Source organism: Paenibacillus sp. LjRoot153, assembly GCF_964253085.1.
GTDB lineage: Bacteria > Bacillota > Bacilli > Paenibacillales > NBRC-103111 > Paenibacillus_E.
Genome location: NZ_CAXUQH020000001.1, coordinates 399,911 through 414,502 on the forward strand (window position 1 = coordinate 399,911; position 14,592 = coordinate 414,502).

Sequence of the window (14,592 nt, forward strand, 5' to 3'; positions counted from 1 at the left end):
ATGACAGCGGCTGGAACTGCGCTCTTATCCACGTTGCTTGTCACAGGAGCTTGGGCTGCGGACGATGGGGCAAAGCACACGGCTGAAGCCGACAGCTTGAACAAGCTGCAGCTGTTTCAAGGCACGGATCGCGGCTACGAGCTAGACCAGACGCTAACACGGGCGCAAGGCGCCACGATGCTGCTGCGTCTGTTCGGCTGGGAAACCGCCGCGAATGCGCAAGAGCTGAGCTCACCGTTCACAGATGTGCCAGCTGCGCACTGGGCCGCGAAGTCCGTTGGCTTCGCGTTTAGTAAAGCGTTGGTGCACGGTGTCAGCGACGTGCACTTTGCGCCGGATGCGAGCGTCACCGGCGAGCAGTTCTTGGCGCTGACGCTGCGCGCGCTCGGCTATGCAGAGGCAGAGCCGCAGACGGCCAGCGAGCTTGCGGCGACAAGCGAGCTGCTCAGCGCGAGTGAAGCGCAGCTGATCGCGCAAGGCACAGCGTTCCGCCGCGACGAGATGGTCGCGGTGGCGTATCGCGCGATCCAGACCAAGCTTAAGGGCAGCACGCGCACGCTGCTGCAGAAGCTGGTCGAGGACGACAAGGCCGTGAGTGCTGAAGCCGCTGTGGCTAGTGGGCTTTATAAGGCACCGGGCAGCGATCCGATGGATCAGATCGAAGCTGCGATCCGCGATGCATTGAAATAGGCGCGTTCGAAGTAGGAAGCGATGAATCGAAAAATCCCGCACGACGAGGTGCTTAACTGTAAAAACTACAGCTAATTTTCTCCAGATCAGTTAATTTAGACGAATAGATGGAAAATATACAGTTAAAATTACCGTATACGCTGATTTCGGGCTGATGCGACTAAATTAGCTGCATTTTATCCATTTATTCCAATGAAATGAGCATTTACCATGAAATTAGCTGCAAAAAATCCAGTTATTTCATCGGGGGAGCAAGGTGGCTCATACGTTTCAGTGACTCAAATCCAAAAAAAATCCCGCCCCAGCCTAATGGCTGAAGCGGGATTTTTGGTGTTAAACAAATTATGCGTTAAGCAAATATTGATTCACAGTTGCCTTGATCAATTCCAAACGACCAGATTGGTTCACAATCGGAGCGTTGTTCTCAAGCGCATAAGCTTCAAGGGACTTGAAGTCTGCTTTGCCAGACACGATGTCTGCGCCGATGCCGGACTTGAAGGAACCATAGCGCGTGTCAAGGATGTTGTCGAATACTTTATCTTCGATCAATTTAGCTGCAACTTGCAAGCCGCGAGCGAATGCGTCCATACCTGCGATGTGTGCATAAACAACGTCGATTGGCTCGAAGGAAGTACGGCGAACTTTCGCGTCGAAGTTCACGCCGCCACGGCCGATGCCGCCTTCGTTCAAGAGGATTTCGTACATCGCCATCGTTGTCGAGTATAGGTCAGTTGGGAACTCATCTGTATCCCAACCTAGCAGCAAGTCGCCTTGGTTAGCATCGATGGAACCAAGAATGCCGTTAACGCGAGCTACACGAAGTTCGTGCTCGAACGTGTGACCAGCAAGCGTAGCATGGTTAGCTTCAAGGTTTAATTTGAAGTAAGGAAGCAGGTCGTATTTTTGTAAGAATGAAAGTGTTGTAGCTGCATCGAAATCGTATTGGTGCTTGGAAGGCTCTTTCGGTTTAGGCTCGATCAAGAATTGACCTGTGTAGCCGATTTCTTTGGCATAAGCTACAGCCATATGAAGGAAACGAGCAAGGTTGTCGAGCTCAAGACCAAGATCCGTGTTCAAAAGCGTTTCGTAACCTTCACGCCCACCCCAGAACACGTAGTTTTCAGAGCCAAGCTCTTTCGCGTGGTCCAGAGCTTTCTTCACTTGTGCTGCTGCATAAGCAAAAACTTCTGCATTGTTGGAAGTAGCAGCTCCGTGAACGAAGCGCGGGTTAGTGAACATGTTCGCTGTATTCCAAAGCAGTTTTTTGCCTGTGGAAGCCATTTTATCTTTGATTAAACCAACGATTTCATCGAGGTTAGCATTAGTTTCTTGCAAGGTGTTGCCTTCTGGCGCGATATCACGATCATGGAATGCGAAGTAGTCGACACCTAGAATGTTTAGAAGCTCGAAGCAAGCGTCAACGCGAGCTTTCGCCAGCTCTAAGCCGTCGTATTTGTCCCAAGCACGGATGTTAGTACCCGCACCGAATGGGTCGGAACCATTCGCAGAGAAAGAATGCCAGTAAGCAACGGCGAAACGCATATGCTCACGCATTGTTTTGCCTAGAATAACTTGATCTGGATTGTAAAATTTAAAGGAAAGTGGGTTCGTGGATGTCGGGCCCTCGTAATTAACTGGTTGAATGTTGTCAAAGTAGCTCATGAATTCAGCCTCCATATAAATGAATGATAAGTGCTTATGAAGTCATCATAGCATCATTCCGAAAGTTTGTAAATTCATTAAACAAACTTAGTTAGTGCGCGAAAAAGTCTTCTATGTTAGAATCATTTCCATAGCGATGACTCGTAGCATTGGGAACGGTATGGAGGATAATTATGAAACAAACAGGCGACTTAAACCTCGTGAAAAAGATAAATAAAACGATCGTCTTGCATCACATCCGAACGGATTCGCCGATCTCACGCGCTAAAATCGCTGAAATCACAGGGCTGACGAAAGCGACGGTATCTAGTCTCGTGAATGAGCTCATCGAGAGCTCTCTAGTTGAGGAGATCGGCGCCGGGGAATCGAGCGGTGGGCGCAAGCCTATGATGCTGCTATTTAATAGCATGGCGGGATATGCGATTGGCGTTGATCTTGGTGTGCATGATATGTTGGCTGTTCTCACCGATTTGACGGGTAAAGTGATTCGCGAAAACCGCATCCAGCATCACAATGAATCTGTAGAGCAGGTTACGCACTTACTCAAAACGACGATCCGTGAGTTGATTGAAACGGCGCCAGAAAGCGTTTATGGTGTGATTGGCATCGGCCTTGGCGTGCCAGGCATCGTAGATGAGGAAGGGAATTTGTTGTTTGCCCCGAATCTAGGCTGGGAGAATGTGCCGCTGCAGAGCCAGTTAGAAGCTGAATTCGGACTCCCTGTTGTCATTGATAATGAAGCGAATGCTGGAGCAGTGGGCGAGAAGCAATTCGGCGCTGGCAAAGACACTGCGAATCTCATTTATGTATCCATTGGTATGGGGATCGGTGCGGGCATTATTATTAAAAACGAGCTATATCGCGGGGCGACGGGTTTCTCCGGCGAGATCGGGCACATCTCAATTCAGCATGATGGTCCGAAGTGTCGCTGCGGCAGCTTGGGCTGCTGGGAGCTATACGCATCGGAGCATGCATTATTGGAGCAAGCAGGGCGAGAGCTAGGGCATGAAGTCGACCTGGAAATCATGCTTAGAAAAGCCGAAAGCGGCGACACGAGGGTCATTTCGCTTTTTGAGCGGCTGGGCTACTACCTTGGGGTCGGTGTGGTGAACATCATTAACGGGTATAATCCGGAATTTATTATTCTCGGTGGACGCTTGGCTGGCGGTGAAAAGTGGCTGATGAAGCCGCTTTTGGAGCTGCTAGAGAAGCGATCTTTGCCGCATCCGCGCAAGCAGTTGAAGGTGGAGTTTTCGGAGCTTGGGGATCGGTCGACTGTGCTTGGGGCGGCGTCTTTTGCTGTGGCGAAGTTTTTTGCTTCGACAACCGTGTCGGTGGATCGGAGCTAATTAAGCGAAAAATAAGGAAAAAATGACATAACATGGCATGTAAAGTTATTGACTGATTCTCTGTTTTTTTTGTAAAATGGGAGAGGTCTGTTTTGGATCGGCCTCATGCCATCTTACTAAAGAAAAGGACGGGAACCAACGATGTTTCTTCGTTCACTTATGATTTGCTGTTATTTGATGGGAGCTTATTGGGCATCCTATCACTTTCCATCGCTGAAGATGGTCTTTTACCCAACGTTGGGCGCATTCAGTTTTCTATTCATGCATCGCGTAGACAACATTAGAGAAATACGCCGCATTATTCTCGGAGCCATTATTGCGGTAACGATGGGCAGTCTTTTTTATACCATTAGCACGGGAGCCGTTTCTTTCTTCCTGACAGCCCTCGTGACGATCACCTTAATTCAATTTTTCAAATGGAATGCGGCGCCAATTCTGGCGGTATCGTTCATCCCTTATTTCGCACATCCGGTCTCCATGTGGGCATTGCCGATTGCTGTTCTCGTATCGCTTACAGGATTACTGATATCGATTTGGTTCATTGGCAAGGTCGAGCAGTTGAATTGGTACGTTAGCTTAACGGGGAAATTAACACAGGCGCGTCTGTTGATTCGGACGCCACTTGAGCCATTGAAGAAAGAGCTATAAGCACGCCGTCATGAGTGTGCAAATGAAAAAGCGATCAGCCCAAGGTGCTGTCGCTTTTTTGCTCATTAAAGGAGATACGAAGATGAAACTGCATAAGGGAGAAATTCTATTCCGCCAAGGAGAGTCGGGCTCTCTATTCAGGCTGCATTCAGGTCTGTTGAAAATCGTCCGATCGCATGAGGACGGAAATACGACGCTCGTAAATATCATTGTACCGGGTGAGACGATTCCGCATCACTCGCTGATTAGTCCAAGTGCCTACTATGCAACAGCGATTGCGCTGGTGACAAGTGACGTTGAAGTGCTGCCTGCCGAGCACTGGTATGGGGAATTGGAACGCAACCCCGACCACTTTCGCACGATCGCGCGTCAATTACAAGGCAAGCTGCGCATGATGCAGCAGCGTATTGATCAGCTAACAGCAGTTGCTCCAGCGGCTAAATTGTTGAAAATGGAGGCATGGTTTGGGCAGTATATCGGCACTTTGAAGTTGACAGATGTGCTTACCCAAGAAGAAATTGGCCAGTTCATTGGGCTTCGCCGCGAAACCGTGAATCGGCTGCTACGAGAAACAGGGAGAAAGTAATTACACATCGGAGATAACAGAGAATGAGTGCTAGGGGCTAATCTTCGGTCAAACTAGCGGATCGCACACCCTCCAACAAATGGATTGCACACCTTCCGGAAAATAGACCTCACACCTACCGACAAATGAACCGCTCACCCTCCAACAAATTAGATGGATTTTGTGCTGTTATATTAGTGTAATCTAGCGCTAAAAGAGGAATAGCTGGAATATATGTAGTTATTTTCAGTGATTTCACACCAGTTTGGGAAAAGTAGCTAAATTACCTGTATAAAATCCAGTTAATCACCTTCTTCGCACAAAATGAGCTCAATTAGATGGACAAATTCCAGTTATCCTGCGATGAGATCCCCGCTCTACCTAGATGTATTCAAACAAAACGGCCCTGTCGCATCATGCGAACAGAGCCGTTTTTAAATTAGGTGTCAGAGAACATAAGCCAATGGGCCTTTTTCGTTCTTAGGAAAGCGCACCTGCAGGACCGAAGAATTCGTAATGACGGTCCGCTTCCGCAACGCCCCACGCGATGAGCGATTGATTGACAGTTTTCATGAACGGCAACGGTCCACAGAAGTAAAAGCAGCCATCCGCAGTCGGCACAAGGCTTTGAATCCAAGGCAGATCGAGAAAGCCCTCTTTGTGGTAAGCCTGCTCACGGGTATCGACAGCTGTTGGCTGAGCATAACACCAAGCAATAGTGACTTGAGGGTGTTCCTTAGCAAGCTGTTCGACTTCAGTACGGAGCGCATGATGCCCCCCATTTTGAGCCGCATGGATAAAAGTAACCTTACGATCTGGCTGCGTAGTTACAAGTGAATGCAGCATGCTTACCATTGGGGTAAGTCCGACACCGCCGCTGAGAAGCGTAATAGGTCGTGTATCCGCTGAATCTAGTGTAAAGTCGCCTGCTGGCGCGGAAAGCCAGACGACATCCCCCTCTTGAACCTGGTTGTGCAAATAGACGGAAACCTTGCCTGCAGGGACAGCCGGGTTCGTGTCTTCGCGTTTAACCGAAATTCGATAGAACGGCTGACCAGATGCATTGGAGAGGCTGTATTGACGAATATGTGTGTAATCATCGCCTGGAATTTGAACGCGAATACTGACATATTGTCCAGCTTCAAATCCAGCAATAGGCCCTTGATCCTGCGGGGTCAAGTAAAAGGATGTGATGACGTCGCTTTCTCTTTCTTTGCGGGCGATGACGAAAGGTCTGAAATCAGACCATCCCCCAGGCTGCAAGGCAGAATTCGCATACATGTCGGACTCAATACCGATGAATGCACTGGCGATGACTCCATAAGCCTCAGCCCAAGCCCCCAGAATGTCGTCCGTTGCGGCATCGCCTAGGACTTCTTTAATCGCGCCTAGCAAATGCTCCCCGACGATGGGATACTGCTCGGGTTTGACGCCAAGACTGCGATGTTTATGCGCGATTTGTTTGACTGCAGGTAGAATGGCTTCCAATCGATCGATATGCACAGCTGCTGCATAGACGGCATTTGCGAGAGCCGTTTGCTGTCTGCCTTGCTTTTGATTGGCGTGATTGAAAAGATTCAACAGCTCTGGATGAGCCGTGAACAGCCTGTCGTAGAAACGTTTGGTTATCGCTACACCATGAACTTCTAGTACAGGCACAGTGGATTTAATGATTCGGATGGTTTGTTCGCTTAGCATGAGGATCATCTCATTTCCAATAGAATGACTTTATGCCTTTAGTATAACGAACAAGAGTAGGGCACCTCTGTGATTAGAATCACAGAGAATAGCAACAAAGTGTGTCTATGGGCAACGAAAGAGATACACGATATACTGGATATAACATCCAAAAGAGGGAGGCGGCCTATGCCCGATTGGTCGTATCATACGTTATTTAAACCGTTGCTGTTTCGCCTTAGCGGACGGAGGGCTAGGGATCTCACGCTGCATGCGATAGGCGGGCTAAGCCGCATACCTGGCGGTACCTTTGTGATTCGCACGATGGGCCACATGGAAATGTCGCCGCATCTTGCGAGCGAGCTAGCAGGCGTGCCGATTGCCTGCCCCGTCGGCCTCAGCGGCGGGCTTGACCCGCACGGCACCGCACACAAGGCCCTCGCCCAGTTCGGGCTCGGTTTCATCGAGCTCGGCCCCGTGACGGTCCGAGCTGTACAGAGCCATGCATCGATTACTCGCATGGCGGAAGTGGAAGCCATCGTTTACCCCGATGGCTATGAGAACGACGGCGCGGACGCGATCGCCGCGCGCCTGCGCAAGGGCACGGGGCATCGTCTGCCGCACTTCGTGCGGCTGCGGCCGATGCCGGGAAGTTCGCCGCGCGAAGCGCTAGAGGAGCAGCGGGAGCTGCTGCTTAAGTTGGCTCCGTACGCGGCGGGGTTCACCCTCGATGGCCTCGCCGAAGGCTGGCCAACAGAGGAGGCTTTGGCGTACCTCGCGGAGGTGCGCCAGGTTGTACAAGCGGCAGCCCCGGGCAAGCCGGTGCTGTTGGTTGTGCCGCAGCAGCTCCCAGAGGGGGAGCTGCAAGAGCTTGCGGACACCGCGCGCAGCTTCAGCGGTGTCGTCCTCGGCGACGCGCAGCGGGAGCCGTGCACCCGTCGCGAGCGCGTCGGCGGCGGTGCTGCGTTGCTCAGCGCGCAGCTGAGCAAGGTCCGTTTGCTGCGCGAGTCGCTGGGCGAGCGCAGCGCGATTGTCGCGGCCGGCGGCGTGCATCAGCCGGAGGACGCGCTCGCGCTGCTGGCAGCAGGAGCGAATAGCGTCATGCTGCACAGCGGGCTCGTCTACGCGGGGCCGGGGCTGCCGAAGCGGATCAATGAAGCGATCCTGTATGATCGCATCACAGCTCCTGCGACCTCGGCGGGCACTGAGAATTTGCGGAACGAAGTGGGTGCTTCCGCTAACGAGCACGATTCCGATTCTATAGTCGCTGTCACAGTCCATTCCCACTCATCGTCCACACCACAGCGGGGAGTGGTCCCATCTAACACATCCATTCCAGCATCCCTATCGTTCCCGCCAAGTCTATCCTCCCCAGCTTCCCCTGCCTTCTGGGCGAATTGGGGTTGGATGAGCCTGCTGGGATTAGGGATGGTAATCGGCGGTGTGCTCGCATGGTTTATTGCAGCAACGACGGTACTTTTGCCTTATGATGAAGACTTTTTGGGCAAATCACGCAGTGAAATTATCCGTTTCAATACACATCTATTGCATTTCATGTCTCATGATCGCATTACTTTAGCGGGCACGATGATTTCCCTGGGCATCTTCTATTATCAGCTAGCTCATCACGGATTGCGTTACGGGCTGCATTGGGCGCGAACAGCAGCTATATCCTCTTGTGTTGTCGGCTTTAGCAGTTTCTTTCTTTATTTGGGATACGGTTATTTTGATCCTCTTCATGCGGCTGTAGCAGTTGTTTTGCTGCCTATGCTGCTGCTGACGATGCGTGGTTTGAAGGATCGTCCGTCTCGTAAGCCGCCAGGTCTACGAAATGATCGAGTTTGGTTAAGGGCGCAGTGGGGGCAGTGCTGCTTCGTGATACTTGGCTTTGGTTTGGGAATCGGGGGACTTACGATATCCTTCGTCGGCATCACGGATGTATTCGTCCCAAGTGATTTGGTCTATTTGGAACTAACTTCTTCACAGTTGTCAGCTTGGAGTGAGGCTATTATCCCGCTTATCGCACATGATCGTGCGGGCTTTGGTGGTGCGCTGTTTTCATTAGCAGTAGCGATAACCGCTTCGGCGCTGTGGGGTGTTAATCAAGGTGAGGGCTGGTTATGGTGGACGTTCCTCTGGGGTGGGCTACCTGGATTCGCAGCAGGATTAGTGGTTCATTATCATATTGGATACACGGATTTTGTTCATTTACTGCCTGTTTACATAGCCGTGATGCTGTATGTCGGCGGGTTATACTTAACTTATCCCTATCTCGTAGGAAAAGGGGATACTAGTGTTAAGCCAGCTAGATCCGAATTCGAAGTGTAAAGATGATCTGTCTAACGGACACTAGCGCCCTTATTCCACAAAAAAGATGCCTTTTTCAACGTAACGGACGCCAGCGACGTTATTTGATCATTTTGTGTGACTAGCATGTGCAAATAAAGTATATAGCGTCTCTCATGTCCGTTAGCCATGCTAGGGGGCACTTTTGAACCAATTAGGGTCTTCTGTGTCCGTTAAACAGCTCACTCCTGCTAATTAATATCATCTGCTCTACCGAGCTAAGCGGCTAATCCAAAAAGAAAAAACTGCCCCCCATTATCTTGGGGGACAGCTCCTTATTAAAACGTATGCGCCAAATCCTTCGCACGCGCAATCGCGTCCTCTTTAATCTGCTGCGCTTTATCAGGGAATTGATTATGTCCCTCTACGAATAGTCCCTGTGTTTCCATAATCCCGAAAAACGCCATGATAATTGCAATATACCGATGACCTGATTCCATACCAGCCGCAGGCCCTTCCGAATACACGCCGCCGCGCGCTTGGATGTGCAGTGCCTTTTTGCCAGAGAGTAATCCGACAGGACCTTCCGCAGTGTATTTAAAAGTTTTGCCAGCCACACAAAGTGCATCCAGATAAGCTTTCATCACAGGAGGAAATGAGAAATTCCACATCGGTGTGACGAATACGTATTTGTCCGCAGCTATAAATTGCTCGGTAAGTTCATTAATTCTTCCTACTTTGGAACTCTCATCGTTAGTTAAGGAAGAGAATTCCTGACCGCTGCGCAGCTTGCCCCATCCGCTGAAAACATCCGCATCAATATGCGGTACTTGGACACGATACAAGTCAATAGGAATCACTTCATCACTGGGATTCGCTTCTCGATAAGCATCGATGAAAGCTTTACCAACAGCCATACTGTAAGAGGTTTGATGATCATGAGGGTGGGCGGTAATATACAGAACAGTTGCCAAATGTGATCCATCCTTTCGGGTACGTGATCTAGGAAATCCTCTTCTAATGTTCATTAAAAGCACTTGAAATATGCTGGTAGGTAATGGTTAAACCGTAACATGCGTGAAATTGATGCACGTGTCGAGAAAGATTTGGTCACAGAACTACCTATTTACATTGAGCCTTAGCTACTTTTGAGTTATGATGGGAGACGATGTTTTTTATTTGAATTTTCTACGAGACTATTAACTAAATTTAGATAAAGTGAGATGACGGATGATGACGAAACCTAAAGATGTAAACTATAGCATGCCAGCAGAATGGACAGAGCACGAGCGGACTTTTATTTCTTGGCCAGTTCAAGCGTCGATGGTTTACCCAGAGGATCACGCGGTTGTGTCCCAAGGGTATGCAGATTTGGCAAAAGCGATTGCCGAATTTGAGCCTGTTACCGTGATTGTGAACCCTTCTGATGCAGACCAAGTGAAAGCGATGTTCACAGAGTCCAACGTGGATTTCCTTGAGATCCCGCATAATGACGCTTGGTTCCGCGACAATGGTCCGACTTTCGTGTTGAACGAGCAGCAAGAAATCGCAGCAGTCAACTGGAAGTTCAACGCATGGGGCGGCAAGTACGCGCCTTGGGATCTGGATGATAACGTAGCCCCGCAAATTGCGGAGCATCATGGTGTGAAACGTTTTGACGCTCCGCTCGTCATGGAGGGCGGTTCCATCCACGTGGATGGGGAAGGTACGCTTTTGACTACAGAGGAATGTCTGTTGAACACGAATCGTAACCCGGAACTGAGCCGTGAGGAGATTGAGGAGCATGTCCGCAATTTCGTGAACGTGGAAAAAATTATCTGGTTGAACAAAGGTCTGGACGGCGACGAGACGGATGGTCACGTGGATAATATTGCTTGCTTCGCAGCTCCAGGCAAAATCATTCTGCAAGTTTGTGGCGATCCTTCGGATGCCAACTATGCGATTACGCAGGAGAATTTGGAAATTCTCCGCAGCGCGACAGATGCGAAAGGGCGCTCTTTCGAGATCATTCAGATCGAGCAGCCACCGCTTACGTTCTTTGAAGAGCAGCGCTTGACGCTTAGCTATTTGAACTTTTATTTCGTGAACGGCGGCATTATTTTGCCGGTGTTTGGCGGGACAGCCGAGGAGACGGATCGTAAGGCGATCGAGGTGCTTCAAGCGACGTTCCCAGAACGTCGAATCCGTACAATTAACGGCATGTCCATCATAAAAGAAGGCGGCAATGTTCACTGCACGACGCAGCAAATGCCAGCCAGTAAGAAAGGGTGATTCAACGTGAGAAAAGTGACTGTAGCAGCTACACAAATGAGCTGTTCCGATAACATAGAAGAAAACATCGCCAAAGCAGAGAAATTGGTTCGCGAAGCCGCGGCTAAGGGTGCGCAAATTATTTTGATCCAAGAGCTGTTCGAAACGCCGTATTTCTGCCAAAAAGAAAAATCCGATTACTACCGCTTCGCAACAGAACTAGAGACGAACAAAGCGATCAATCACTTCCGTGAGATCGCCAAAGAACTGCAAGTTGTTCTGCCAATCAGCTTCTACGAGAAAAAGAACTATGCACGCTACAACTCGCTTGCCGTGATTGATGCCGACGGTTCTGTGCTTGGCACGTACCGCAAAAGCCACATCCCTGACGGTCCGGGGTATGAGGAGAAGTTTTATTTTAACCCGGGAGATACGGGGTTCAAAGTGTGGAAAACACGCTACGCCAAAATCGGCGTAGGTGTTTGTTGGGATCAGTGGTACCCGGAAGCTGCCCGCGTGATGGCGCTGATGGGGGCGGAGCTGTTGTTCTATCCAACGGCCATCGGCTCGGAGCCGCAGGATGGTTCCATTGATTCGAAGGATCACTGGCAGATGTGCATGCGAGGCCACGCGGCGTGCAACTTGATGCCGGTTATCGCATCGAATCGGATCGGTAAGGAAGAAGATGAGGATTCCAGCATCAACTTCTATGGTTCGTCTTTCATTGCAGGCCCGCAGGGCAATCTGGTGGAGGAAGCTGGCCGTGATGAGGAAACGGTTCTCGTTGCCGAGTTTGACCTGGATCAGCTGGAAATCCAGCGTATCGAATGGGGAATTTTCCGAGATCGTCGTCCAGATCTATACAAGAAAATCGCTACGTACGATGGTGAGCAGGTGTTCTAAACGTGTGGCTGATTCCCTTGCTTAAGGGCCTGTTATTAGGCTTTTCTATCGCGGCACCTGTCGGCCCCATTGGAATCCTATGCATGCGTAGAACATTGACGTTAGGCCGCTTGCATGGCTTTCTATCTGGACTTGGCGCTGCTACGGCGGATGCCATCTATGGCTTTATCGCTGGTTTCGGCTTGACGTTGATTACCAGCTTTCTTTTGAATCAAAAGGTGATCCTCCAGCTGGTAGGTGGATTGTTCCTTATCTATTTAGGCGTGCAGACCTTCCGCTCCAAGCCAGCCGCTGAGGCCGCCAAAGCGACAGGGGACACATTGATTAAATCGTATGCGTCCACGCTGCTGCTCACGATTACGAATCCGATGACGATCATGTCGTTTGTCGGTGCCTTCGCGGGGCTTGGGCTTGGTGATAGCGCGGATGCAGGATTTACGCCTGCGATTGCCTTGGTGATCGGCGTTTTTGCAGGCTCGGCGCTATGGTGGTTGCTGCTCAGCTTGTTGGTTGGACTGTTGCGGGAGCGGCTCAAAGGAGCGGCGTTCCTGTGGATTAATCGCGTCTCTGGTACGATGTTATCGATGTTTGGTTTGTTTGCGGAAATGGGGCTACTCCTTCGGGGGTAGCTTTTTTTGCCATGTTATGGAATATGACATAGTGCCTTATTTTCTCATTGGCATTTGTCGATATATAGAGAGTAACTCGTCGAAAATTGTCGATTTATGCGTTCTTAGATGGTTACAAAAAGAGAAAAAGAACCTTCTTGAGTTCAAAGGGAATAGAACGATGAACGTAACTTAGCGGCTAGAATTCAAAACAAGAAAGAAGGGGTCTTTTCATGATTAAAAATTGGTCATTAAAAACGAAACTATTATCTGGCATGCTCTTAGTTATTTTATTATTTACGATTGCTGCAGTGAACAATTACTTTAAACTATCTCAAGTCGAAAGTGCAATGAATCAGGAAACTGAACGCAACGCGGAGGTAAAGGCAGCTTACGAGCTTAAGAACTACGTAGGTATACTGTACAGTAATCAAGCCGATGTCATTATCAATCAAAGTGATGAGGCTGCTAAAGAGTACAAGGATAACGAAGTGAAATTCAAACAGTACATCGAGTTCATTGCCCTAAAATCGGACAGCCCAAAGGAGCAAGAGTGGGCTGCAAGTTTGCGGACTGCCAGCGAGGGTTTTATCAAATCATTTGATGTGGTCATGGACATTAATAAAAAAAACAGTAAATTAACGGCCGCTCAGCTTCGCGATGAAAATAAAAAGGCAGATGATCAGACGGACGAGTTCAAACAAATCATCTACACCGTGGCAGATCAGTATATTAATAGCTTCAATCAAGAATCTAAGGAATCCACAGATTACTTAACGGAGCAAATTCATTCAGTCAATTTCACACTCGTTATTTCGTGTATTATTGATGTTTTACTTGGCATAGGCATAGCATTGCTGCTTAGCAGAATCATCATTGGACCTATCAATGTGTTGATGAATGTCGCACAAAGCATCGCCGGGGGAGATTTAACACGCACGATTACGAGCCGTAGTAAGGATGAAATAGGAAAATTAACCGATAGCTTTGGTCGAATGATCCTTAATTTGCAAGAGCTGATTAGGGAGGTAAATGCAAGCTCAAATGATGTAGCAGTTTCCTCTAAGCAGCTTTCGGCAAGCGCAGAAGAAACCTCGGCGGCTTCGAACGAAATCGCGACTTCCATCCAGGCAGTAGCGCGAGGGGCTGAAGCTCAGGGCCTAACTTCCAATGAAAGTGCACGAGCCATGGAGGAGATGTCAATAGGCATACAACGGATTGCAGAAACGTCTTCTTCCGTATCGGAAGTTTCAATGGATGCCTCTGAGAAAGCAAGGCATGGAAACGTATCTTTACAGCAAGTCATTCGTCAGATGGAATCCATTCGGGCCACTGTTGATCGCACAGCCTCTATGGTGCAGAAGCTCGACAAGCAATCCATAGAAATTGGCAGCATTGTAAGTGTAATCTCCAATATCGCCACCCAGACGAATCTGCTTGCGCTCAATGCAGCTATTGAAGCGGCTCGTGCTGGAGAACACGGTCGCGGCTTTGCGGTCGTTGCTGGAGAAGTACGGAAGCTAGCCGAACAATCAGGCAGTTCTGCCAATCAGATTATCGAGTTGATTGAACAAATCCAGCAAGGGACTCAGCTAGCTGTCGATGCGATGAACGAGGGAACCAGAGAGGTTCATACGGGGATCGTCGTCGTGCACGAGGCAGGTGAGGCCTTTCAATTGATTCTGCAGGCAATTGATCAAGTGGCTGATCAGATCCGTGATGTGTCTGCCGTGGCTGAAGAGATGTCGGCTGGATCCGAACAGGTGACGGCTTCTGTGATCGAATCGGCTAACATTGCACAGCAATCCGCCCACGCTGCTCAGAATGTGGCGGGGAGCGCCGAGCAGCAGCTTGCAGCGCTGCAAGAAGTCGCTGCTTTCGCGAACGACTTGAACAGTATGTCAATAAGACTGCAGCAAGCCGTTGGTAAGTTCAAGCTATAAGACAGGAGTAG

12 protein-coding genes are annotated in these 14,592 nt (G+C 49.6%); 9 read left to right on the forward strand and 3 right to left on the reverse strand.

Annotation, left to right across the window (positions count from 1 at the left end):
- Positions 1 to 96 precede the first annotated feature (96 nt).
- Complete coding sequence (locus tag ACSQ8P_RS01850; RefSeq protein WP_436233642.1) at positions 97 to 690, forward strand: S-layer homology domain-containing protein; 594 nt, start codon at positions 97 to 99, stop codon at positions 688 to 690.
- 342 nt (positions 691 to 1,032) lie between these two features.
- Here ACSQ8P_RS01850 and xylA read toward each other — a convergent pair whose 3' ends face one another.
- Positions 1,033 to 2,352: a xylose isomerase gene (gene xylA, locus ACSQ8P_RS01855; protein WP_236287954.1), complete on the reverse strand. Its 1,320-nt coding sequence runs from the start codon at positions 2,350 to 2,352 to the stop codon at positions 1,033 to 1,035.
- Positions 2,353 to 2,525: 173 nt separating this feature from the next.
- Between xylA and ACSQ8P_RS01860 the strand changes: the two genes are divergently transcribed.
- The 3 genes from ACSQ8P_RS01860 (at position 2,526) to ACSQ8P_RS01870 (ending at position 4,935) form a co-directional block, all read left to right on the forward strand.
- Complete coding sequence (locus ACSQ8P_RS01860) at positions 2,526 to 3,701, forward strand: ROK family protein (protein WP_436233643.1); 1,176 nt, start codon at positions 2,526 to 2,528, stop codon at positions 3,699 to 3,701.
- A gap of 141 nt (positions 3,702 to 3,842) precedes the next feature.
- Complete coding sequence (locus tag ACSQ8P_RS01865) at positions 3,843 to 4,349, forward strand: hypothetical protein (protein WP_436233644.1); 507 nt, start codon at positions 3,843 to 3,845, stop codon at positions 4,347 to 4,349.
- 82 nt (positions 4,350 to 4,431) lie between these two features.
- Positions 4,432 to 4,935 (forward strand): Crp/Fnr family transcriptional regulator, encoded by a 504-nt coding sequence (locus tag ACSQ8P_RS01870; protein ID WP_436239431.1) that lies wholly within the window; start codon positions 4,432 to 4,434, stop codon positions 4,933 to 4,935.
- A gap of 459 nt (positions 4,936 to 5,394) precedes the next feature.
- Here the strand turns inward: ACSQ8P_RS01870 and hmpA are convergent, their stop codons facing one another.
- Complete coding sequence (hmpA, locus tag ACSQ8P_RS01875) at positions 5,395 to 6,612, reverse strand: NO-inducible flavohemoprotein (RefSeq protein WP_436233645.1); 1,218 nt, start codon at positions 6,610 to 6,612, stop codon at positions 5,395 to 5,397.
- 69 nt (positions 6,613 to 6,681) lie between these two features.
- Here hmpA and ACSQ8P_RS01880 point away from each other — a divergent pair, with 69 nt between their 5' ends.
- Positions 6,682 to 8,919, forward strand: coding sequence for a hypothetical protein (locus ACSQ8P_RS01880; protein WP_436233646.1), 2,238 nt, complete (start codon positions 6,682 to 6,684; stop codon positions 8,917 to 8,919).
- 296 nt (positions 8,920 to 9,215) lie between these two features.
- Here the strand turns inward: ACSQ8P_RS01880 and ACSQ8P_RS01885 are convergent, their stop codons facing one another.
- Complete coding sequence (locus ACSQ8P_RS01885; RefSeq protein ID WP_436233647.1) at positions 9,216 to 9,851, reverse strand: FMN-dependent NADH-azoreductase; 636 nt, start codon at positions 9,849 to 9,851, stop codon at positions 9,216 to 9,218.
- A gap of 289 nt (positions 9,852 to 10,140) precedes the next feature.
- On the opposite strand from ACSQ8P_RS01885, the gene ACSQ8P_RS01890 reads away from it, so the two are divergent.
- The 4 genes from ACSQ8P_RS01890 (at position 10,141) to ACSQ8P_RS01905 (ending at position 14,581) form a co-directional block, all read left to right on the forward strand.
- Complete coding sequence (locus ACSQ8P_RS01890) at positions 10,141 to 11,148, forward strand: agmatine deiminase family protein (RefSeq protein WP_436233648.1); 1,008 nt, start codon at positions 10,141 to 10,143, stop codon at positions 11,146 to 11,148.
- A 6-nt stretch (positions 11,149 to 11,154) separates the two neighbouring features.
- Positions 11,155 to 12,030 carry an N-carbamoylputrescine amidase gene (aguB, locus tag ACSQ8P_RS01895; RefSeq protein ID WP_436233649.1) on the forward strand — a complete coding sequence of 292 codons (876 nt, stop codon included), beginning with the start codon at positions 11,155 to 11,157 and terminating at the stop codon, positions 12,028 to 12,030.
- A gap of 2 nt (positions 12,031 to 12,032) precedes the next feature.
- Positions 12,033 to 12,659 (forward strand): LysE family translocator, encoded by a 627-nt coding sequence (locus ACSQ8P_RS01900; RefSeq protein WP_436233650.1) that lies wholly within the window; start codon positions 12,033 to 12,035, stop codon positions 12,657 to 12,659.
- Positions 12,660 to 12,871: 212 nt separating this feature from the next.
- Positions 12,872 to 14,581 carry a methyl-accepting chemotaxis protein gene (locus ACSQ8P_RS01905; protein ID WP_436233651.1) on the forward strand — a complete coding sequence of 570 codons (1,710 nt, stop codon included), beginning with the start codon at positions 12,872 to 12,874 and terminating at the stop codon, positions 14,579 to 14,581.
- Positions 14,582 to 14,592: the final 11 nt, after the last annotated feature.